Source organism: Clostridioides sp. ES-S-0123-01 (assembly GCF_020658415.1).
Taxonomy (GTDB): Bacteria; Bacillota; Clostridia; order Peptostreptococcales; family Peptostreptococcaceae; genus Clostridioides.
Map to the genome: position 1 here is coordinate 154,065 of NZ_JACVWD010000002.1, position 23,470 is coordinate 177,534.

Genomic DNA, 23,470 nt, shown 5'->3' on the forward strand with positions numbered 1-23,470 from the left:
AAATACTTTATTTTATAAAATGATAACAAGCCAGCACATACTTTATACTTGTTTTTTACTATATTCTAATTTTACAAGTTGTTCTATATTACTAACCTTTTTAAGATTTAAGTTTGTTCTCTGTATTCCAGCTTTAAATAATGGAATTCCTCTACCTAATATTATTGGCAATACATATACAAAATAATCATCAATTAGATTATCTTTTGTAAATAATTCTACTATTTCACTTCCTCCAATTATCCAGATATCTTTCCCATTTTTCTCTGCTCTAATTTGCTCAATTAGTTTTTTAGGTTCCAAATTGGTATACTTTACATTTTCATTAACTCCACTAGTAGTCTTTGAATACACATAACATTCTTTCCCTTTATAAAACCATTCATTTGGGCTTAGTTCATTTATTATTTGTGTATATGTTGAATTTCCCATAATAACGGTATCAATTGTATCGTAAAAAGTATTATAATCTTCCTGTTGAGAATCTGAAGCTACTTCATCTAAAAAAGCTACACTACCATCTTCTTCTGCTATATAACCATCTAAACTCATTGCAATATAAAGTACCACTTTTCTCATATTTGCTACCTCCAAAATTTATAATATAAGTTTTTTATGCTGAAATAAAATTTTCACTTACTTAAAATACCCTATTAAATAAAACTCAAACAGTTTTAAGTAAAACCACAAAAATAAAACATTATTATATATACAGTTTAATAGTTACATAATTTGATAACCAATAAATATATTGAAAATTCTAATTAATCTAAATAAATATTGCTCTAACCTCATACTGGTTCTATAATATAATTAGAAGATATTTATATTATAAAATTAATCTTATCATAATATTTATTAATATCGTAAAATTAAGACCTGTGATTGATTTTATTTTTATTGAAAGGTGGTAAACAATATGAAAATTTCAGAAATTGCTACACCAAGCTTTTTACTAGATTTAGACCAGTTAGAAGAAAATATAAATACAATACAAGAAATTTGTACAAAGAATAACAAACAGCTTTGGCCTATGCTTAAAACTCATAAAAGTACATATATTGCAAAACTTCAAAAAGATACAGGTGCTACTGGATTTCTTGTTGGAACTCTTGATGAAGCTGAAGCTTTGATAAATGCTGGCTTTAAAGATATTATGTTGGCTTACCCTTACATGGGAGATGCAAATATAAATAGGGTAGTAACCATGGCTTCAAAAATAAATTTAATATGTGCTACAGATAATATAGAATGTGCAAGAGCTTACAGCAAGGCTTTTTCTCTAGCTAAAATTGAATGTAAACTACTTCTTATTGTAGATTGCGGATTACACCGTTTTGGTGTTAAACCAGAAAAAGTAGTAGAACTTGCTATTGAAATTTCAAAACTAGAAAGTATAAAGATTGTTGGAATAAGCTCACATCCAGGTCAAGTATACGGTTGCAGTTCTCCAGAAGGTGTACCAGATGTTTGTGTTCAAGAAAATTCTGCTATGGAAAAGGCATCTAAATTATTAACTGATAATGGATTTAATATAGATATTGTAGCTTCTGGAAGCACTCCAACAGTTGAAACTGAAGCCACTTCTAAAACTATCACTGCTGTAAGACCTGGAAACTATGTATATTATGATGCTATACAAATAGCTTTAGGATGTGCTACTGAAAAGATGTGTGCTCTTACTGTCGTATGTACTGTAATATCAAAAAATAGTGATGGATATTATTTAGTTGATTGTGGAAGTAAATGCCTTGGACTAGATAAGGGTGCTCATGGAAATAGTAGTATTGTTGGCTATGGTATAGTTTGTGGACATCCAGAACTTATTATTGATTCACTTTCAGAAGAAGTTGGTAAAATTAAAGTAAATGGAAAAACTAATATAAAAATAGGTGATAGGATAAGAATCATACCTAACCACTCTTGTTCTACTGCAAACTTAACAAGTAATTTACTAGGCTTTAGAGGAGATACAATAGAAAAAGTCATTGAAGTAGATATACGAGAAAATTCAAAACATATTGTACTTTAAAAATAAAATCATAATAAATTTATATTGATATTAACTAAAAATGAATTTAATTTATTGTTGATTTAAAGATATTAAAACAAAACATAGAAAGTTTAAAAAGAAAAAACTCTAAAAAACATAGAAAATCTAAAAGAAGTTTACTGCTATACTAGTAAACTTCTTTTTTAACTAACATATCATTTTTTAATTAGTACATCATCATGACATTATTATGTTAGTTTTATTTAATTTTTACATTAATCCCATAAAAGTAAGTAAAACTCTAACTATCAACATACCTACCACTGCATCAAATATAGGAACTGCTAATAGTAACATTCTATACTTAGTGCTAGTATTAGCTACAAGAACTATTCTAGCGTAATGACCAACTAGAGTACCCATTAACATACATGGCATAATCAAAATAGTTGCTTGTGATGCTGTAATTATACCTTGTGCAAATAAATTTGCGGCTGTAGCTGCTCCTGCTGCCTTAGCAAAGAAAGCCGCTATCAAAACTACGACTGATTCTCCAGGTAGTCCAAAAATCCCCATTACTGGACCAAAAACATTTCCTAAAATATCAACTAGACCAGTCAATTGTAGAAATTGTACTATTACATACCCCATTATCATGGCTGGCAATATTTGTTCAACACCTATGTAAAAACCTTTTTTTGCGCCTCCCATAAATGTTTCAACAACAGTTTTTTTTGGTTTACTATTTACAATTGTACTTCCAGTATTTTGTTGACTCATATTACGCAGCCTCCTTATTTTTATTCTTTTTATTTTTTATATTTATAATTAGTCTAACTAGATTGGCACCAAGTATCTTACAGAATATCTCTATAAGTATTATTGGACCTAATGCCAATAATGCTATTGGCAAAAGTGGAGCTTGAGTATTTATTGTATTTAATATAACTGCTGAACCAGCATATTGATAAGCTACAAATATAGTTCTTTCATCATCCGTTATTTCTCCGCTTTCACATAATTCTTTTGTCATTATTGAGGCTACATCTGAACTAGTAAATGAAGATACAAATGCTATACCCGCTATTCCAGGTATCCCAAGTAAAGGTTTAAGTAATGGATTAAATATTTTTGATGCAGCTTTCATCCCTCCCATAGATTCAACTACATCAATAAGTCCTACAGCAAAACACACAGTTGGTATTAAAGTAAGTGCAAATAAAAAACCATCCTTTGCACCAGTTCCACCCTTTCCCATAAAGTCTACGCCATCTGAAATAGTACCAAATGAGCCAGTTAAGTTAGCAAAGTCTAAAGCTTTTAGAAATCCTTGACTCTCCTTAAAAATACCAGAAAATAGTATTATCAATACAAATAAAGACATATATCCTTTCCATGTTACCTTATTATCTCCAGCTGTTGTATCCATATAAAATCCCCCTTTTATATATCAAATTTATCTAAATTTAAAACAATTGTAGAAATCAATTTTACCCTTTCAAACATAGAATCTACTAATGCATATTCTCTTGAGGTATGATTCCATTCTCCTTTTACTCCAAAAGAACATATCGCAGGAACGTTTGCAATAGTTAAATAGCTAGCATCTGAACTTCCTCCAAGTCTCTTAGAATTTATTTCACCAAACCCATTTTCTTTTGATACTGTATTTACAAATTTGTGAAACTTCATAACATCCTCTGTAGTTTCAAATGGCATCATTTCACTTACAAAATCAACATGTGTAGAGGTTCCTTCTATGTAAGTATCTTCACATATTTCTTGAATTCTTTTTTTAACATTCTCCATTTCTTCTACTTTTTCAAATCTAAGGTCTACTTCTATACTACAATCTTCAGGAATAGAATTTGATACTCTTCCTCCTTTAATTATACTTACACTTGCTGTAGTCCCAACTTCAAGATTAGTCAATTTTTGTATTTGTAATATCTTATTAGCCATTTCTTCTATTGCATTTCTTCCACCTTCAAAATCATTTCCTGCATGTGTTTCTACACCTTTTACATTTATATTACACCCGATTCTTCCTTTTCTACCTACACATAAGCTATTATCTACCAACCCAGTTTCCATATTAAATGCACATAGACCACCTTTTGCTTCTTTTAATATAATGTCTCCTCCGTTTGAATCCTTATGTCCTATCTCTTCATCACCTGAAAAGACTATTTTTATTGGTCTATCTTTGTATCCTATCTTATTTAAAGCCTTGATAACGTATAAAGAAATTACTATTCCACCTTTCATATCTAACACACCTGGCCCATATGCTTTTCCTTCCATTATTTTAAATGGATTTTCTCCAAATGTACCTATTTCAAAGACAGTATCCATATGCCCTGAAAAAATTATTGGTTTCTTATTTCTGTTAGAACCAAGTGTACCTATTAATGTACTGCCATTATTTCCAGCATCTATTAAATCACAATCTAATCCTTCTTTTTCAAACTCACATTTTAATCTATCAGCCAATTTATTTACACTCTCTTTACAGTTTGTATAGCTTTCAATATTAACAATCTCTTTCCACAGTGAAATGATTTCTTCTCTATTCTCGTCAACAAATTTAGAAATCTCCTTTAAATATGTAATCATAATAATCTCCTTTATTTTTGAATAAAATTTTTTTCCTAAAAGCTGAGTTTATACTTTAGGAAATTTTAAAAGACTAGTCCTTAATTACAAAATAACACAATTATTTTCATCAGTCAACATTTTTTCAGTATATTTTTTATTTTCTGATTTTTCTTTTAATTTTTACTTTGTAAAATAAATTGACGCTTTTTATCTACTATTATAAAATGAGGTTATAAATTGATAATTAGTTACAATACTTTCGAAATTTTAAAGGAGGTTTTATGAAATATAAGATTGGCTTTTTAACAACATCTTATTTTATGGCAGATAACTTTAAACAAGCTCTCGAAGAATTAAAAGATATTTGCGAAATTACATACATTGAACTAAAAGGTGAAAATCCTTTTAGTAATTTGCCAAATATATATAATGAACAAGTAGATAATTTTGATGGATTTGTTTGTAGTGGTCTAATTCCATATAGTGAGCTTATAATAAATATAGAGGATATAAAGGTCCCATTAAGTTTCTTAAAGCTTGATGAAAGAGATTTTTATAAATACTTATTTAAACTATTAAATAGTAAAAGAGAGATTGATTTTACAAAATCATTTATTGATTTTTTAAGAGAAGATAATAACTATTATGACATCTATTCATTGATAGATTCTAAAAACTGTCCATATACAATTAGAGATTTCAATATTCCTCAACCTGTATATGACTTTAAAAAATTAAATGATAAATTATTGGAGATACACTTAGATTTATTAAAAAATAATAAGATTAACCTTTCTATTACTAGAAATTATATAATTAATTGTGAATTAAATAGACTTGGATATGATTGTATTTATATGGTGCCATCTACTGAATCAATCTTAAACACATTTAAATCTGTAATAAACGAAATAACATTAAAAAATTTAGATAAAAATAAATCTGCAACTTGTATAGTCACAATAAATAGCTCAGAGTATATAAATGATGACCTAATATTTAAAAATGATGAGATACAAAATCAAATATACAATACTATCTTAAATTCTTTATCAAGAAATGGGTTCTATGGAGTTCAAGTCAAAAAAAATGACATGAAAATAGAAATACATACTACTAAAGAAATGCTAAATAATATGACTAAGGATTATACAGAATTTTTTATTTCAGAAGACTTAAAAGAAATCAAGTATAGCTTAAATATTGGTTGGGGAATTGGCAACACAAATATTCATGCAGAACAGAACGCTCGTCAGGCAAATAGTAAATCAGCTTCTCTAGGTGGAAATTGTACGTTTATAGTAAATGACACTAATAATATAATAGGACCTTTATATTCAAATAAAAATTCTAATGACCTAGAAGAAAGTTCAATAGCTAATAAAGTTGCTTCTTTCATTCCTTTATCTAATGTAAATGTATCTAAAATTATGAGTATGATTAATGATAGAAATTCAAATAATGTATCAGCAGAAATATTATCAGACTATATGAATATAACTCTTAGAAGTGCAAATAGAATCCTAAGTATCTTATATAAGGCTGGTATTGCAACTATTGTAAACACAAAACTGGATAATCAAAGAGGTAGACCACGAAAAATATACAAAGTTGATTTCTTAGCTTTTTTAGATAATATGTAGAGAGATAACATGTAGAGATTGAAGTCTGAATTATTAGCTTTTCCAATAAAAATAATAATTTTCCACTGATTCTCAATAAGCAAAGTTTTTAAATATGAATATACAAAATGCCAGAATCCTCATAAACACTATATTTTTATCAACTCTGGCATTCTTTTTTATTTCGCTATCAAAATTTAAACAAATGATGCTAAAGTAAGCTTTTACTTTTATCTTACTTCATCAACATGGAAAATGTACCTTAGCACGTACCCTAAATTCTTTATGGAAAGTAAGTTCACTCCTTACTCATTTTTTGAGAGTTGCTTGTTTTTTGGTATATTTTATTCCATCCTACTAGTAATAAAATCATAAATACACAGGTATCTACAAAAAGAATAACTGTAACGTTCTTGACAATATTGTAGACAAAAAATATTGAGAATACTTCTACGGATAAAGCTACAAAACATAAAAAGTTCGTCAAATAATCTGCAATAGTATCACTATAGAAAACTCGTATTTGTAACCATCTACATGTAAATGGACGTAAAATAAATCTGAATACAACACAAATAATTGGATAAGCATAAATAAATTTTTTATCTACACTATTGGCTACACCATTATTCCATTGCACAGGAATTTGAGTTGGCAGTTTTGGAAATGCTATGATTGCAATCAGTAAACAAGCAATGGTTATAATTCCCCATGTAATATTTCCTCCCCACATATATAAGAAACTTACAGAGTCCAGTTTTAAAGTATGTTTATTTTCATTCCAATATTCTGGTATCTCAGTTATATATTCTTCTACTTTTAAATTTAGATAACTTAGTTCATTAAATTTAAGCATTTTTTCACACATAGTTTTTGCATTTTCCAAATCATATATTTGAGTTTTGAGAACTTGTTCCTGTTTTTCAACAATCTCATATAAAGATATTTGCTGAAGTATAATATTACGAATATCATCAATAGAAATCCCTAATGTACGTAAATATGCAATTTTTTTGATGTCCTCTATATTTTCATCTGAATACTCTCTATAACCATTACTCTCATTACGAATGGGCTGAATTAGCATTTCTTTCTCATAAAATCGAATATTAGAACGTGTTAGTCCAGTTTTTTCTTCAACTTCTTTAATTGTCATTTTTAAACACCACCTTTCGATTTATTGAATTACCTAATATCTTTCTTTTTTATTACTCTAAGTCTTCTTTAATGTTTTATTTCATTATTTGATTCGCCAATATTCCATTCTCAATAATACCACACTTTGTAATAATCTCCTCCTTGTGTGTATCTAAAACTGCTTGATTATTATATAAGATACAGTATAAACATGGTTTACAGTCAAGTATTTTTATCATTTTTTTGATTCTATTAAAAAAGGCATCGCAAATAAATGCCATGCCTTTCTATTAATTTAGTCTTTTCATATCTTTCTCAGTCCAAAAGTCAAATTAGCCTGTCTTATATTAAAATTGATAAAAGATATAACAAGTCGTATAAGATTTTCTATCATATTAAATAATTAATTGCCCACTTCTCACAATCCCAAATTTTATTAACTATATCATTATAAAACTCTGGCTCATGGCAGACTAAAATTATACTGCCTTCATATGATATTAAAGCTTTTTTTAGTTCTTCCTTTGCTTCAGAATCTAAGTGGTTTGTTGGCTCATCTAGTATTAATATATTACTAGGATTATTTATAAGTTTACATAACCTTACTTTAGCTTGTTCTCCACCACTTAATATAGAAAGCTTGCTTTCTATATGTTGATTAGTTAAACCACATCTTGATAGCATTTTTCTTATTTCATATCTTGTGTATGTTGAAAATTCATACCACACCTCATCAATAAGTTTTTTATCACTTGTTTCTTTAACTTCCTGTTCAAAATATCCAACATTTTGTTCTTCTCCTACTTCAATACTTCCACTTATTGGTTTATTTATTCCAATCAAGCTTTTTAATAAGGTTGATTTTCCTATACCATTTGCACCTATTAAAGCTATCTTTTCTCCTCTTTCCATAATTAAATTTATAGGTTTACTTAATGCTGTTTCATATCCTATAACTAAGTTCTTAGCTTCAAATATCATTTTCCCAGATTTTTTGGATATTTTAAAGTCAAAGTGAGGTCTTACTTTTTCCTTTGATATACTTATTCTTTCTATTTTATCTAATTTTTTCTGTCTTGATTTTGCCATCTTACTGGTTGATGCTCTAACTTTATTTTTTGCAATATATTCTTCTATCTTTGATATTTCTCTAATTTGTTTTTCTTGAGCTATTCTTAAATTTCTCTTGTTTTCTTTATACATCTTTTGAAAATTTTCATAATTACCAATATATCTTGTCAATGTCATATTTTCAAGATGACACACCACATTCACAACACTATTTAAAAACTCCAAATCATGTGATATCAATATGAATGCATTTTCATAATTTTGAAGATATTTTCTTAACCATTCTATATGTTCTTCATCCAAATAGTTTGTAGGTTCATCTAAAAGCAATATATCTGGTTCATCTAATAATAATTTACCTAATAATACCTTTGTTCTTTGACCTCCACTCAATTCTGAAACATCTCTATCAAGTCCAATATGTCTAAACCCAAGACCTAGGGCAATTGAATCTATCTTTGAATCAATATTGTAAAATTCATTGTTATTTAAAAATTCTTGTATATTTGCAACTTTTTCAAGAGACTTATTTATCTCATGTTCATTCATTTCTCCCATTTTACTGTATATGCTATTCATTTCACTTTCCATATAAAAAAGTTCCTTAAAAGATTCTCTTAAAATATCTTTTATTGTATTACCTTTTTCTAGTTTAGTGTGTTGATCCATATATCCAACTCTTACTTTACTACTCCATTGTATATCACCACTATCTGGAATTAGCTGACCTGTTATTATATTCATAAATGTAGATTTTCCCTCGCCATTTTTTCCAACAAGACCTACATGCTCTCCTCTTAACAATCTAAAAGATATGTCTTTAAATAATGTTCTATCTCCAAATCCATAACTTATATTATTTACATTTAAAATACTCATTGTTCTATTCCTCTTCTTAAAATTTAGAAATTCCTCAATAAAATCATATCATTTAAATAGATTATCCCTCAAGTTCATAAACAAACCTGTACTAATTTTGTACGAAAAAAGAGACTTTGTTAAAAAGTCTCTTCTTAATTTTTTGTTATATAAATCTATCTTTAGAACATTAATATTCTATTTTCAATCACTTTTTTCTTCTCTGATTATTCGTCTTATACTATGCTCCGTTAAATAGTAGTCTTTTGTAAGTTCTTTAACAGAAATACCTTTATTGTACTTATCAAGTATTTCCCTATTTCTTTCTTTCAAGATATTTCTTGAACCACTATTTTCGCCCCAAGCTTTTTTATTTTCAGACTTTCGTGGTATATATAAATAACTACCATCTGTATATTCTTGAATTAATTCAAGTATCTCTTCTGGCAATATATTTTGTGCTTTTTCATACTTCATAATACTCTGCTCCCATCTACATTTTTAATTGTAAATAAAAGCAAAGACTGCACAAAAACAATTTAGCCTAAATATTATCTTTATCTATTAGGCTCTAAACAAAGTTTTATTGCAATTGTATTTTGCAGTCTTTGCTTAGAGCCAACTGAAATTATAATATCGTTACTCTCTTTCATATTGCAAACTCCCTTTCTATCTAATTTAAACTATTACATATCACTAACTTTAGCCATTATATCTTTTGTAAATCTAACAGCTTCAGATACATCTTGCTCATCTGGATGACTTTGAGACTCTTCATGACCTTTTAATTGCTCACGAATATGTTCATTTTCAGGATGAAGCTTTAGCATTTCTTCATATTTTACCTTTAAACCTTCTGCAATCTTTCCTTGGCATATAAATGACCCAACTATTTCATTATCTTTCGAAAAGACATCTTTCACTTTGTCCATAATGTTAATTCCATAGTTACCCTTTGTATTTGCTCCCATTGTTCCAAATAAAGCTAGCTTTTTGTTGTGAATATTTTCAAAGACTAGTTTTGAATTTTTATCACAAATACCCTTATCTACCCAATATCCCAAGAATATTATATCATATTTTTCATAGTCAACATTATTATCAGTTACTTCACTGATATTTTTAATTTCTTTTTCGCCTTGCATTGCATCATATATAGATTGAGCAATTTTTTTAGTATTTCCAGTTAAACTTGAATATAAAATTAAACTTTTCATGATATATCCTCCTATCTGTTAAGTATTTATCTAAAATTTCTTAATACCATTAAATTTTCAATTACTATAAGATTTTATTAATCTAATATACAACCAAATTGAGAATGTGTCTGTAATGCATCTGCACATTTTTTATTGCAGTAGCAACACTTCTTGATATCATCTACTCTTTCCTCTCTTACTTTCTGCAACCAATCACTGTCTGCCAATAGTTGTCTCGACATAGCAACCATATCTACTCTGTTATTTGATATAACACTTTCTATGAAGTCTGGACTAGATAGCTTGCCAACACCACAAACTGGAAGGTTTGTGTGTTTTTTAACTTCATCAGCTAAATACAAAAAGCATCCTTCATCTTTAAAATAAGGATGATTATTAACTGGTATGGTGTCTTCTAATTTGGAATGATTTGCTAATGTTACATGAAAACTATTTACTCCAAGTGATTCAAATTTTTTTACAAAATGCTCTACTTCAGAAAATAAAACTCCTGCATTGCCATAATGAGGATTTTCTTGTCTAATTGCAAGTTTATAGTCTATTGGAACATCCTTTATATTATTACGAATACTACTAATTATTTCACTTGCAAATCTACCTCTATTATCATAACTTCCACCATATTCATCAGTTCTACTGTTGTATATACTGGATGAAAAGCTTCCTATAAGTCTATCTCCATGAATTTGAATCATATCAAATCCTGCTTTTTTTGCATTCAATGCTGTTACTCTAAACAACTCTATAATATTTTTTATTTCTTCTTTTGTCATATTTGTTACATAATCCTTTACTCCATCATCCATAATTTTTTTTATTTCGTCATGTGAAGTAATTCCCGATTTCATAGTATTTCTGATTAAATTTATGTCATAATCTGAACAAAATATTTGTGCTGAAACTTTCACCCCTGAATCATGTATTGCATTTACAATTTTTTTATACTCTCTAATTCCATCTTCATTGGATAAGCTTAGAGCCATTTTATGAAAACTAGGTCTAACTGATACATCTCCTATAGTAATTAAAGCTACTCCTGATTTAGCAATTTTACAAAGCTTGTTAATTCGTTCTTCCAGATTAAGACCCATACTTGTAGGTGCAAAAGATACTCTATTTTTTAATTCTAAGTTTCCAATTTTAATTGACTTTAATAAGTTGCTATACATCCTATTCTTCCTCCACTGTTGCCTTTATATCTTTTACTGTATGTAATTTCTTTACTAATTCTTTGTATTCTTCATCCAAAAACTCTTTTTTTATATTACTATCCCACTTTGAAAATATGTTTTTTATATCTCCCAGTACTTCTTCACCCTTATCTGTTACTCTCAATTGAAAAGCTCTACTATCATTAGGGTTTTGAATCTTTTCTATGTAACCATCTTGTTCTAATCTAGAGATAGTTCTTGTAGTATGTGCTTTATCCACCTCGAATTCTGTCGAAATATCATTCAAAGAACAATTCCTATTCTTATTGATATAAATTAAATAAAAATATAGACCATTCGTAAGCTTATATGGCTTTAGACATTTTTCACAATAAAGTTTAAAGTTCCTTTGTAAATAACAAATAATATACGATAAACTCTCATTCTGTAAATTTTTAAAATCCATTTTTAATTTCCCCTCTATAATTCTAATATAATATATTTGACTATATCAACTATATTATATTAAATACTTGATACAGTCAAGAATATTTTGCCTTATAACTGTATAATTTTATACTACCTTATAAAATTATCATAAAATATAATTCTTCTTTAGTTAGAATTTGTAATTTTTTATATACATCATACATAAATATATTTTATATAAAAGTTTATATTTTCAAGCAAATAATTTTTCGAAAATTGTCTAAATTCAGTAAAAATATGGTAATATATACATAAGCAATATAAATCTATAAAAGGGAGTGTTACATATGATATCTAATAAAATGCAAACTTTAGTTGCAAACAGCTCTGTTATAAGAGCCATGTTTGAAGAGGGAAAAAAACTTTCCGATATATACGGAGAAGAAAATGTTTTTGATTTTAGTATAGGAAATCCAAGTGTTGAGCCTCCAGAAACTATTAAAGCAGTTATAAGCGATATTTTAAATGAAGAATCTCCAAATCTAGTTCATGGATATATGAACAACTCAGGATATGAAGATGTAAGAGATGCTATTGCCAGCCACATAAATAAAAAAAATGGATTAAACCTTACAAGAGATAACTTAGTTATGACTTGTGGAGCTGCTGGTGGGCTAAATATCATTTTAAAAACTCTTTTAAATCCTGATGACGAAGTTATTGCTTTTGCACCATATTTTGGTGAATATAAAAATTATACAGAAAACTATGATGGAAAACTAATCGAAGTCCCTACAAATATAGAAACTTTTGAACCAGATTTATATGCTCTAAAAAATGCTATTACTCCAAAGACAAGAGCTCTAATAATAAACACTCCAAACAATCCTACTGGTGTTATTTATTCTGAAGAATTGCTAAAAAACCTTGGAGAATTACTAGATACAAAACAAAAAGAATTTAATACAAATATATATTTAATTTCTGATGAACCATATAGAGAAATAATTTATGATGATGCTAAAGTTCCTTGTATATTAAAATACTATAAAAATTCATTTATAGGATACTCTTATAGTAAATCATTGTCTCTACCTGGTGAACGTATAGGATATATTGTGGCTAATGGAGAAATGGATGATTTTGATGATGTTATGTCTTCATTAAATGTTGCAAATAGAATACTTGGATTTGTAAATGCTCCTTCTCTTTTCCAAAGAGTTATTGCAAGAAGCTTAGATGCAGAAGTTGATGTAAATATTTACAAAAAGAACTTTGACCTTTTATATAATAGCTTAATAGAAATGGGATTTTCTTGTGTTAAACCTAGTGGTACATTCTATTTATTCCCAAAAGCTCCAATTGAAGATGATAAAAAATTCTGTGCTGATGCTAAACAATTTAATTTACTATTGGTTCCAGGTTCTTCTTTTGGTTGCCCAGGACACTTTAGAGTATCATACTGTGTATCTTACGATAAAGTTAAGAGTTCTCTACCAGCATTTGAAAAATTATCTAAATTGTACAATTTAAAATAATTAAATAAATATAATTACAAATAATTAGCTACCTTAGTGTAGAATTTTATATTCTATATTAAGGTAGCTTATAATTTTATAGCTTATATTTATATACCATTTTATACCAATGTACTTGAATATTGTAGCTTATAGTACTAGTATAAATTACAAGGAGGTGTTTGATTTGAAAAAAGGTTATGTTTATATAATACTAACTACCCTATTTTTTAGTTCAATGGAAATTAGTCTAAAGACAGTTACTAATGACTTTAATCCCATACAAATAACCTTATCAAGATTTTTTGTTGGTGGCTTAGTCTTATTACCTTTTGCTATAAAAAGATTAAAATCCCTTAGTCTTTCTATTACAAAATCAGATTTAAAATACTTTGCTTTTTTAGGTTTTATGTGTGTTGTAGTAAGTATGTCATTGTACCAGTTAGCTGTACTAAACACAAAAGCATCTGTAGTTGCTGTCTTATTTAGTTGTAATCCAGTATTTGTTATGCTTCTAGCTTATTTGATTCTAAAGGAAAAAATCTATAGGCACAATATAATTTCACTTATATTAGAAGTCCTTGGAATTATAGTTATTATAAATCCACTGCACACAAAATTAACTTTTAGTGGTATATTCTTAACACTATCTTCTGCCATTATTTTTTCAATGTACACTGTTTTTGGTAAAAGAAAAACGTTAAAATTTGGTGGAATAGTTGTGACTTGTTTCAGCTTTATATTTGGTAGTTTAGAAATGCTTGTATTGGTTCTACTTACTAAGATTAATTTTATATCAAATATATTAAATAAAAAAGGACTACATGTATTTGCAAATATACCTATTTTTAGTGGTTATACCTTACACAACATACCTACTATGATTTACGTATTTGTATTTGTTACAGGTGTTGGTTATGCACTTTATTTTATGGCAATGGAAGCTACATCTACTAGCCTTACATCTTTAGTATTTTTCTTTAAGCCAGTAATATCTCCAATACTGGCATTACTAATTCTTAAAGAATTTATTCCTATTAATATGATTATAGGAATTCTATTGATAGTAATTGGTTCAATAGTTTCTATTATACCTACAATAATAACTCAATCTCATAATAAACATATTGAGTCATTATATAAAAGTCAGTAATAAATATATACATAAGATTAAATTAATTAGTTTTTCACGCAATATAAAAGAGATGCTAGCATACTAGCATCTCTTAATTTTTTTATATAAATTTTCTATTTTGCTAAGTTTTGTAAAAAGCTATAAGTTTGTGGACAAGCTGCTTTTAATTTACTATTTGTGTCTTGATTTAAGTAGTAATATGCAAATGCCTCAGCAAAGAATTCTTCTGGATATACACCTAAATAATTTACATTTCCTAAAGAACGCCCTTCTTTAGCAAATATTTGTTTAAATTGTGCTGATTTAGAAATATCATTTAATGCAAGATGGTCTACTGCGTGTGCTGTTTCATGTAATTCTAAGTTTATTGCATCATGACCTTTACCTTTGTTACTAAATCCTATTCTAAGAGCTACTGTACTTCCACCTAAACCAGGAACATCATCCCAAGTTTTACCAGTATTTTCCCATCCCTTAGGAACTACACCTTTTAAATAAGCATATTCTTTTTCATCTGTTAATTTTCCACTTAATAATTTTATTTTTAAGTTATCTTGTTTTAATACATTTAAATATTTTCCATCTATATTAGCAAGTCTATTTATCATAGCATTAGCTTCTTTTTTATCGTAATTTCCATTTGGAAGAACCACTATTTCACTAAGTGTTTCTTTATTGTTTTTTAAAGTTGCACTATCTGCATGTGCACTTACTGGAACTGAACTTATTAAAAATATTGATATTATAGCGATTAATAATTTTTTACTTGGTTTCATATTATTCCCTCCTTTGAGTTAGGCCGGGAGTAATAAATTTCAAAATAAAAAAGATACCCAAGAGTATCTTTGTATATACAAAAAGAAATTTTTACTCTTTTCGGCAACTGGCTGGCGTAGTTTATTTAAACTTTAGCCCCTATAGCTTTGCGTGACTAGGTTTCCCTAGTTTTGCCTCGTTTAATTTTATATTTATATTATATCTTATATCTGTCTCTTTGTCTATAGTTTTTTGGATTTTTCTTCTAAAAAACGATTGTTTTTTTACATAATACTCCAAAAAAAAATATCTTCTAACAATATTCTCACTTGAAAATATTGTTTTAGAAGATATTTTTTAATATTACTTATATTTTTATAATGTTAGGGTCTAATTGATGTTTTTCTTTCTTCTCAATATAATAAGTCCTACAATAGCTCCTAATCCTAAAAGTATTTCTACAGTAATTGTAGTACTATCACCTGTCTTTGGTGGCACTGGTGGATTTACTACAGTATTATCTTTTACTGTATTATTCTTTTCCTGTGGCACTGGTGGGTTTACTACTTCTGGTATTGGAACAATTTGTTTAACAGGCTTTTCTATTACATCTTCTGATGGTGGTATTGGTGGATTTACTACCTCTGGTATAGGAGGATTTACCACGTTTTCTGATTGTGGTATTGGTGGATTTATTGTTGCTTCCTCTGTATCAGATGGTCTTGATGGTTTACTTGGCTTATCTGTACTTGGTGGCACTGGTGGATTCACTGTTGGTTCATCTGTACCTGGTGGTACTGATGGATTTACTGGAATATTTTCTTGTTTTACATTTTCTATATTCCCAATATCAACAATTTTACCAATATTTTTTCTATCAATTTCCACCTTTATTTTACCCTTTAATTTTTCATATCCACTTGGAGCCATTGTCTCCACTAAATAATATGTTCCTGGATTTTTGACACTAGATTCAATTATACCATCTTCATTACTAACTAAATCCTTAACTACTACTATTCCAAAGGTATTTTCCAAATTAAATTTTGCACCTTCAAGAGCACTTTTATCTGAACTGTCTACCTTCTTAGCTTCAAAAGCATATCCTTGTTTAGTAGTTTCTACACCAGGAGGACTTGAACCATTAATCTGAGCTACATTTTGTATAGTCTTCCCTACTTTTACATCTGTAAAATCTGCATCAAATGTAACCCAACCTTGTACAGGTTCACCTTCTTTTATTTGCTTAAATTCATATTTATTTACTAATCTTATAGTATTTTTTCCATCTTCAGCTTCTTTTTTAAGTTCAAGATTATCAGAGTATTTTATATTAGATATTTTTAATGTTGGATTTACTTCATCTAAAATATTTACTTGCCCTGCATCATAAACACCATAAGTTGACATGTTTATTTTATACTTAACTATTTGGTTATCATTTCCATCTAATACCTTTTTATCAACCTCTTTTTTGGCACTTATTAATCCAGAGTTCTTCTTAAAACTTATCTCATCTCTTTTATCTACTTGACTATTATTCGCATCAAGAACAGCTCTATTTGTATAACTATCTTCAATACTAATAACTTTTAATGTATATGCTATAAAGAACTTTGATTCTACTTCTTCTTCACTAAGATTAATTGTAAATCCAGTTATAACTTTTTCTACTTGCCCACTTTCATTTCTTTTTTCTTCTGTTTTATATGAAATATTATTTGCAATTTTTTCTTTACTCCAAGGAGTCCAGCCACCATTCATTGGAACTTCTACAACTCTAAAATCATGCCCAGCTTCTCCAGCAGTAGTTAATCTCATACCTTCTGGTATATTATCTGTTATAACCACATTACTTACTGGTGATTTATCATCATTTATTGAAATCTGATAGTTGATTACTTGACCTACTTGAGTAATATTTGTTGCTCCTGAATGCCCCTTAGTCAAAAGATAATCATTTCCTCTATCAAATATACTTACAATAGCATCATCTTCTTGAACTTTATTACCTGCAGATTCTAATCTAGCTATATTCTTATATTTGTTACCATGTTTTGCATTTTCATCACTAATTCTAGCCTTATACTTAACAGTATACGCTTTATCTATATCTCCAAAAGTAACTGAAATAGAATTTTCACCTTGTTCAATATTAAAATCACTTACTTCTTTTCCATTGCTTGCTACTATACTTACAGAATCTTTTATTAATGTCATTCCTTCAGGGAGTTCGTCATATAAAGTAATATCTTTTAATTCTTCTTCTTTTTCATTTACTTGTATAGTATAATTTACATCTTTATTTTTAACTGGCATAAATACAGTAGTTGACTCTCTTCCTTCAACAAGCTTCTTAAGTGTTCCTTTAGCTTCTTCAATGTCTTCTTTATCGCCAGGTTTTATTTCTATATCCACATCTCCATTTCCACTTTCTATCTTTCCAGTAGTTTCAATATGAATTTTGGCACTTGTTTCTTCATTAACTTTATTCACATATGCTTCTAATCCAATTTTTCCTTGCATTACACTTTGACCATTAGGTAATTCTCTAAATGTAAGCGTATACTCTCCATTACTCTCTGTTTTATCAAAACATTCACTTGTATAATCTAAATTAACTTTATTAAATACATCTGGAACCTTAAAAGTTATTGAGTCACCTGCTTTTATCCCTTTTGATGTTGGAGTATAAGTTAAATTAAATGTAATTTTTTTCATTGACTCTGTTTCTATTGCATCATTATTAATTTTTACGATAAATCCGTGGTCTTCATTATCTTCATTAAGTTCTTCTTCTAAAGTCTTAAGTAAATTTTCATCCTCTATCGAAGTTTGTTCTGGTTTCTTGTTTTCTTCTGGTTTCTCTCCTTCTGGAGTTTGCTCTGGCTTCTTATTTTCTTCTTGCTTATCTCCTTCTGGAGTCTGTTCTGGCTTCTTATTTTCCTCTTGTTTATCCCCTTCTGGCGTTTGCTCTGGCTTCTTATTTTCTTCTTGCTTATCTCCTTCTGGCGTTTGCTCTGGCTTCTTATTTTCTTCTTGTTTATCCCCTTCTGGAGTCTGTTCTGGTTTCTTATTTTCTTCTTGCTTATCTCCCTCTGGAGTCTGTTCTGGTTTCTTATTTTCTTCTTGTTTTCCATCTCCAGTTGGTAAATTATTTGAATTGCTTTGTATAGACCCACTGCCTTCTAATTCTGATGCATAAGATACAGATGGATATATTGTAGTAACTATCATACTTAAAATCATAATTAAACTGATTAATAATGCCTTTTTATTTCCTTTCTTCATATAGATTGCTCCCCTCTAATCTATTTACACTCTTGTAAAATTCCATAAATACCCAATATAATTTAACTTTTTTTATCAAAAAACTATACAAAAAAAGCTATGAAATAAATAAAATTTATATTCATAGCCGGTTGCACCATTGACTCTGTATACCCATAAGGTGCCCAGTAATAGGATATACTTCAACGTCTCTATAATTTTTTTATAAAAATAATTAAAAATTATTATATTCAAATTAAATACAGTTATATATCCATTATATTATGTCTATGTTTTATTGTCTATATTTTTTACATTTTTTTCCTTTATTTTTTTATCATCATTAAATAAAATCCTTGTCTACAACAATTACACAATTATAATCAGGATTCATCTCCTTAACTAGTTTTGTTATATCTGCTTTTAGATCTTCTTCTGACATACCTTTAGAAAATTCAGAAGGATTAACTACTATATCAAAGACTAAATTCTTCTTACTTCCTTTTCCAACTATCCTAAAATCATGCATAGATTTTATAAGGCTGTTTTTCTTAAGTATTTCTTCAAGTTCTCTTTTTGATGATATAACCTCTTCATCATCAAGGCATATAGGGTCCATATGAATTACCAAATATATATCCAACTTTTCAGATATTTCTCTCTCAGCAGTATCTATAATTTCATGAATTTCCATTATATCTATATTCGCTGGAATTTCTGCATGTATAGATGCAATGCATCTTCCAACTCCATAATTATGGATTATTAAATCATGTGTACCTATTATATGTTCATAAGATAATAATAATTCTAAAATAGATTTGACCATTTCTTCATCTGGAGCTTCCCCAAGAAGAGGATTTATAGTATCTTTTACAAGAGAAAATCCTGCATAAAGTATTACTAATGATACTACAATACCTACATATCCATCTATAGGTAAATCAGTAAATCTAGCCAAAATAAAAGATATAACTACACAACTTGATGTAAATACATCTCCCAAAGCATCCAATGACACTGCTTTTAATGCTGATGAATTAATTTTATTTCCCATAAATTTATTAAAGCGACTCAACCATATTTTAACCATTATAGATGCAATTAAAAGTATCAGTGGTACTAATTCAAACTTTATAGGAACTGGATTTGTTATTCTTTCTATAGACGATTTCACAAATTGAAGTCCAACCAACATAACCATAAAAGCTACTATTAATGCTGATAGATATTCTATTCTACCATGCCCAAAAGGATGTTCTTTGTCAGCTGGTTTACTTGCTAGTTTAAACCCTATCATAGTTATTGCTGAAGATGCCATATCAGAAAGATTATTAAACGCATCAGCCATTATAGCTATACTTGATGTAAGTATACCTATAGAAACCTTTACTATAAATAAAACTAGATTAGATATTATGCCTACTATTCCTGCTACATAACCATACTTATTTCTAACAACTTTATCTTGAACATTCTCACTATCTTTGATAAATGTTTTGACTAGGATTTTTGAGAACATGAAACTTACCTCCCTGTCTTTTATTTTATTAATAAACTCGAAACTTGATATCTTTACTCATGATAACACAATTTAGATATAAAATTTCTTTAAACTTGTTCTATATCAGTAAAATATTCTTAATTTTCTTTTCTTATAGTTAATATGAAGTAGTTTTATATCTCTGACTAAAATTAATAATGTCTAATAAAATTGGTTCTAGATACTTTATACTTTTATCTAGAACCACTTTTATTATTTTATACCAACTATTTTATTTAACATAATTGAACCAGTTTCTGGACTTTCAAATTCAATTGTAACATTCTTTATATTAGATAAATTTATATTTCTAAATTTTTCAAGTGGTATTACTGTATCACTTATTGGAGTATATCTTGACCAGAATTCCATAAACTTCCCTTCTACATATTCATCTTTTATAACTTCTCCTTCAAAATACTTCATAGCAGATACTTCATCATTTTCTACAATGATACTGCTTTCTTTTCCCTTAGAATCAACTAAGCTAAGTTTGAAAGAAACTACATTATCTTTATTATTTAATTTACTAGGAGAGTTTAATGCCCATCTAAACTTTAGTGCAGAATAAGCTCCTAAGTTATTATTATTTAAAGGTAGTTCTATTTTTCCACTTTCAGATTTCCAATCAACTTGTAACAAGTCTAAATCTTCATTCACTCCAGTATTGATAAATATTTTTGCAGTATCTTTATTCAATCTCTCTGATTCAACCAATTCTTTTATATCAACATTACTTGAACTTATATTTTTAAATGTCTTTTTATTGAATAATTCTACAGATTCACTATATTTAACTTTATTTAAAGTCTGATATCCATACATTTTATAAGGCAATCCTTTTTTATTGAAGATAGGTGATTCACTACTATCAAACTCAAAAATAGATTTCATATAGTCAACTGCATAATTAGAGAAAAAATCTCTATGTTCTTCTTGTCCTAATTTCTCAGGATAAGTTCCATTAGTAGTCTGTGGCTTAGAAAACTCTTTTTCTCCTAAAACTGAGTTGTATGCATTATGATTTCCTCCCACTAGATAAGTTAGACCCAATGGGCTTTTTCTATTTTTATCTAAAGATATATCATAAAAAATATCATCTCCACTATGAACAACATCTCCATCATACTCTGAAACTATTATTGCTGTTGGTATATCAGGAAACTTTTCTATCGGACTATTATACGCTGGTGTAAGTGATATAATTCCTTTTATCCCTTTGAATCCTTTTTGTATTTGGTCTTCTGCTATTTTAATTACCCCTGAACCTGCTACAGAATGTCCTATAAGACCAATTCTATTTAAATCAACTTTATCTTTGAGGTATAACCCAAATCCATTTTTCTTACCTTCGTTTATGTCTTTAAAAGTTTGTATATATGTTTGAGCTAAATAAGTTATTCTTTCATTTTCCACTGGTTCTCCATACTTAAAAGTATAATTTACTGAGGTATCAATAGATACTCCTATTATACCATTTTTTGCCAAAGCCTCAGTAAGATATTTAAATCCATCTTCAAAATCATTTTCTCCATCTCCATGTTGTCCATGAAAGATTAATACTACAGGTGCTTTTTCTTTTATATTTTCAGGTACTGATATTATTCCTTCCATATTAAATGGTATAGATTTACCTCTTATAACCATTTCTGATGTTCCTAAATTAAATTTATTAGTTTCAACCTTATTATTGCTATTTTTTGTTGAATTTATTTCATATGATATTTTTTCATTTGATACTGTATCCGAATTAGATTTATTTGTGCAACCCACAAGAAGAGAACTTATAACTATTATAGATAAAATTATACTGACCCACCTTTTAAACTTCATAAATATTTTCCTTTCTATATATCCCTTTAGATAAAATTTTTAAATTTTTATTAATTGCATTTATTCCTTAACATTCACTTATTAAGCTTTCTACTATTATAACCTATAGTCACTTTCTACTCATATAAATATAAAATAATATCACAAACAAATTCTCTATTATATTTTTCATAATACTAGTTATTTATATGCATCTTAATTGACAACTTTTATTTATTAAGTAGCATAGAAATATCTTATTTATAATCAAACCAACATATTTATAGCAGATTTTTTATATTAATTTATATCTAAGTAAAATAAAAAATTCTTTATTAACAACATTTTTAAATCAATAAAAAATACTCTATTTTCTACATATCAAAATTAATTCACATAATTTTTACTCAAATATCTATTCAAAACATAAAAAATGACTTTTAAATATACTCATGGTAGAATAAAACAAATAAGTCAATAAATTAAAATTTGGAGAAAAATTATGTTAGGAATATATTTCAGTGGAACAGGCAATTCAAAATATTGTATAGAAAAGTTTTTGCAGGAATATGATATGACATCAAAGGCATTTTCTATTGAAGATAAGCAATTGTTACATCAAATTAGTCAGCATAAAGATATTGTATTTAGCTATCCTACACAATACAGCAACATACCTAAGATATTAAAGGACTTTATAATCAATCATCAAAATTTATGGAAAGACAAGCGAGTTTTTATTATTACAACAATGGGGTTATTCAGTGGAGATGGAGCAGGTATCTTAGCTCGTTTGCTTAAAAAATATGGTGCCGTCACTATTGGAGGTTTACATTTAAAAATGCCTGATAGCATTGCTGATGAAAAGGCATTAAAAAAGACTTTAGAAAGCAACAAGAAACTCATAACAAATGCAGAACAAAAAATAAAGCATGCTGTAAGAAAAATACAAGATGGAACTCCACCACAAGATGGAATCGGAATTTTTCATCATATAGCAGGTTTATTTGGACAAAGGTTATATTTTATTAATAAAACAAAATACTATTCAGACAAATTAAAAATAAGTGCTGATAAATGTATTGGCTGTGGAAAATGTGTAAGCCTATGTTGCTTGAAAAATATTGTTGTGAAAAATGGTGTTGCTATACCAGGAAATCAATGTACTATGTGTTATCGCTGTGTTAATAATTGCCCAAAACAGGCAATTACCTTATTAGGTAAACGTGTAATTGAACAAAGTAAAATTGAAAAATATCTATAATACAAGTTTCATTATAATTTAATTATGATGACTAATTAATTTAATTGATTAAAAAAAGACAGCTGACTATTTATCAACTGTCTTTTAAGTTAAT

Annotated in this window: 19 protein-coding genes and 2 riboswitches; of the genes, 5 read left to right on the forward strand and 14 right to left on the reverse strand. The window is 28.0% G+C overall.

The genetic code is table 11. The annotated features are described in order from the left end of the window. Positions 1-42: 42 nt before the first annotated feature. Positions 43-579, reverse strand: coding sequence for a dihydrofolate reductase family protein (locus IC175_RS04275; protein ID WP_227434414.1), 537 nt, complete (start codon positions 577-579; stop codon positions 43-45). Between the two features lie 340 nt (positions 580-919). Here IC175_RS04275 and IC175_RS04280 point away from each other — a divergent pair, with 340 nt between their 5' ends. Beyond that, entirely contained in the window at positions 920-2,032 is a 1,113-nt protein-coding gene (locus tag IC175_RS04280; RefSeq protein WP_227434413.1) for an alanine racemase, read from the forward strand. Between the two features lie 231 nt (positions 2,033-2,263). Here IC175_RS04280 and IC175_RS04285 read toward each other — a convergent pair whose 3' ends face one another. Genes IC175_RS04285 through IC175_RS04295 form a run of 3 tightly spaced genes read right to left on the reverse strand, consistent with a single transcriptional unit; the run spans position 2,264 to position 4,609 of the window. Beyond that, positions 2,264-2,773, reverse strand: coding sequence for a YjiG family protein (locus IC175_RS04285; protein ID WP_227482092.1), 510 nt, complete (start codon positions 2,771-2,773; stop codon positions 2,264-2,266). Between the two features lies 1 nt (position 2,774). Then, on the reverse strand, positions 2,775-3,422 hold the full coding sequence (locus IC175_RS04290; protein ID WP_227434411.1) for a nucleoside recognition domain-containing protein: 648 nt from the start codon (positions 3,420-3,422) through the stop codon (positions 2,775-2,777). 14 nt (positions 3,423-3,436) lie between these two features. Continuing rightward, entirely contained in the window at positions 3,437-4,609 is a 1,173-nt protein-coding gene (locus IC175_RS04295) for a M20 family metallopeptidase (protein ID WP_227824315.1), read from the reverse strand. A gap of 263 nt (positions 4,610-4,872) precedes the next feature. Between IC175_RS04295 and IC175_RS04300 the strand changes: the two genes are divergently transcribed. Beyond that, positions 4,873-6,234, forward strand: coding sequence for a hypothetical protein (locus IC175_RS04300; RefSeq protein WP_227434409.1), 1,362 nt, complete (start codon positions 4,873-4,875; stop codon positions 6,232-6,234). A gap of 277 nt (positions 6,235-6,511) precedes the next feature. Here IC175_RS04300 and IC175_RS04305 read toward each other — a convergent pair whose 3' ends face one another. The 6 genes from IC175_RS04305 to bilQ form a co-directional block, all read right to left on the reverse strand. Beyond that, the gene (locus IC175_RS04305) at positions 6,512-7,369 is read right to left on the reverse strand and encodes a MerR family transcriptional regulator (protein ID WP_227851165.1); all 858 of its coding nucleotides are present in this window, start codon (positions 7,367-7,369) and stop codon (positions 6,512-6,514) included. A gap of 371 nt (positions 7,370-7,740) precedes the next feature. Then, entirely contained in the window at positions 7,741-9,300 is a 1,560-nt protein-coding gene (locus IC175_RS04310) for an ABC-F family ATP-binding cassette domain-containing protein (RefSeq protein ID WP_227851166.1), read from the reverse strand. A 183-nt stretch (positions 9,301-9,483) separates the two neighbouring features. Next, a complete protein-coding gene (locus IC175_RS04315; protein ID WP_227434406.1) occupies positions 9,484-9,756 on the reverse strand; it encodes a CD3324 family protein in 273 nt (90 codons plus the stop codon). 209 nt (positions 9,757-9,965) lie between these two features. After that, on the reverse strand, positions 9,966-10,496 hold the full coding sequence (bilS, locus tag IC175_RS04320; RefSeq protein ID WP_227434405.1) for a flavodoxin family protein BilS: 531 nt from the start codon (positions 10,494-10,496) through the stop codon (positions 9,966-9,968). Positions 10,497-10,573: 77 nt separating this feature from the next. Then, on the reverse strand, positions 10,574-11,668 hold the full coding sequence (bilR, locus tag IC175_RS04325) for a bilirubin reductase (protein WP_227851167.1): 1,095 nt from the start codon (positions 11,666-11,668) through the stop codon (positions 10,574-10,576). A 1-nt stretch (position 11,669) separates the two neighbouring features. After that, positions 11,670-12,116: a bilirubin utilization transcriptional regulator BilQ gene (gene bilQ / locus IC175_RS04330; RefSeq protein ID WP_227434403.1), complete on the reverse strand. Its 447-nt coding sequence runs from the start codon at positions 12,114-12,116 to the stop codon at positions 11,670-11,672. A 310-nt stretch (positions 12,117-12,426) separates the two neighbouring features. Between bilQ and IC175_RS04335 the strand changes: the two genes are divergently transcribed. Together IC175_RS04335 and IC175_RS04340 are read left to right on the forward strand one after the other, a co-directional pair. Then, the gene (locus IC175_RS04335) at positions 12,427-13,617 is read left to right on the forward strand and encodes a pyridoxal phosphate-dependent aminotransferase (protein ID WP_227851168.1); all 1,191 of its coding nucleotides are present in this window, start codon (positions 12,427-12,429) and stop codon (positions 13,615-13,617) included. A gap of 166 nt (positions 13,618-13,783) precedes the next feature. Then, entirely contained in the window at positions 13,784-14,749 is a 966-nt protein-coding gene (locus IC175_RS04340; protein WP_227824319.1) for a DMT family transporter, read from the forward strand. A gap of 95 nt (positions 14,750-14,844) precedes the next feature. On the opposite strand, the gene IC175_RS04345 is transcribed toward IC175_RS04340, so the two are convergent. From IC175_RS04345 to IC175_RS04360, 4 genes are all read right to left on the reverse strand, one after another. After that, positions 14,845-15,507 carry an anthrax toxin lethal factor-related metalloendopeptidase gene (locus IC175_RS04345; protein WP_227434400.1) on the reverse strand — a complete coding sequence of 221 codons (663 nt, stop codon included), beginning with the start codon at positions 15,505-15,507 and terminating at the stop codon, positions 14,845-14,847. Positions 15,508-15,606: 99 nt separating this feature from the next. Next, positions 15,607-15,693: riboswitch (cyclic di-GMP riboswitch) on the reverse strand. A gap of 184 nt (positions 15,694-15,877) precedes the next feature. Then, positions 15,878-18,778 carry an SrtB-anchored collagen-binding adhesin gene (locus IC175_RS04350; RefSeq protein WP_227851169.1) on the reverse strand — a complete coding sequence of 967 codons (2,901 nt, stop codon included), beginning with the start codon at positions 18,776-18,778 and terminating at the stop codon, positions 15,878-15,880. A 116-nt stretch (positions 18,779-18,894) separates the two neighbouring features. Then, positions 18,895-18,980: riboswitch (cyclic di-GMP riboswitch) on the reverse strand. A gap of 120 nt (positions 18,981-19,100) precedes the next feature. Then, a complete protein-coding gene (locus IC175_RS04355; RefSeq protein WP_227434398.1) occupies positions 19,101-20,279 on the reverse strand; it encodes a cation diffusion facilitator family transporter in 1,179 nt (392 codons plus the stop codon). 234 nt (positions 20,280-20,513) lie between these two features. Continuing rightward, positions 20,514-22,133, reverse strand: a complete 1,620-nt coding sequence (locus IC175_RS04360; RefSeq protein ID WP_227851170.1) for a hypothetical protein — start codon at positions 22,131-22,133, stop codon at positions 20,514-20,516. 481 nt (positions 22,134-22,614) lie between these two features. On the opposite strand from IC175_RS04360, the gene IC175_RS04365 reads away from it, so the two are divergent. Continuing rightward, entirely contained in the window at positions 22,615-23,376 is a 762-nt protein-coding gene (locus IC175_RS04365) for an EFR1 family ferrodoxin (RefSeq protein WP_227824323.1), read from the forward strand. Positions 23,377-23,470: the final 94 nt, after the last annotated feature.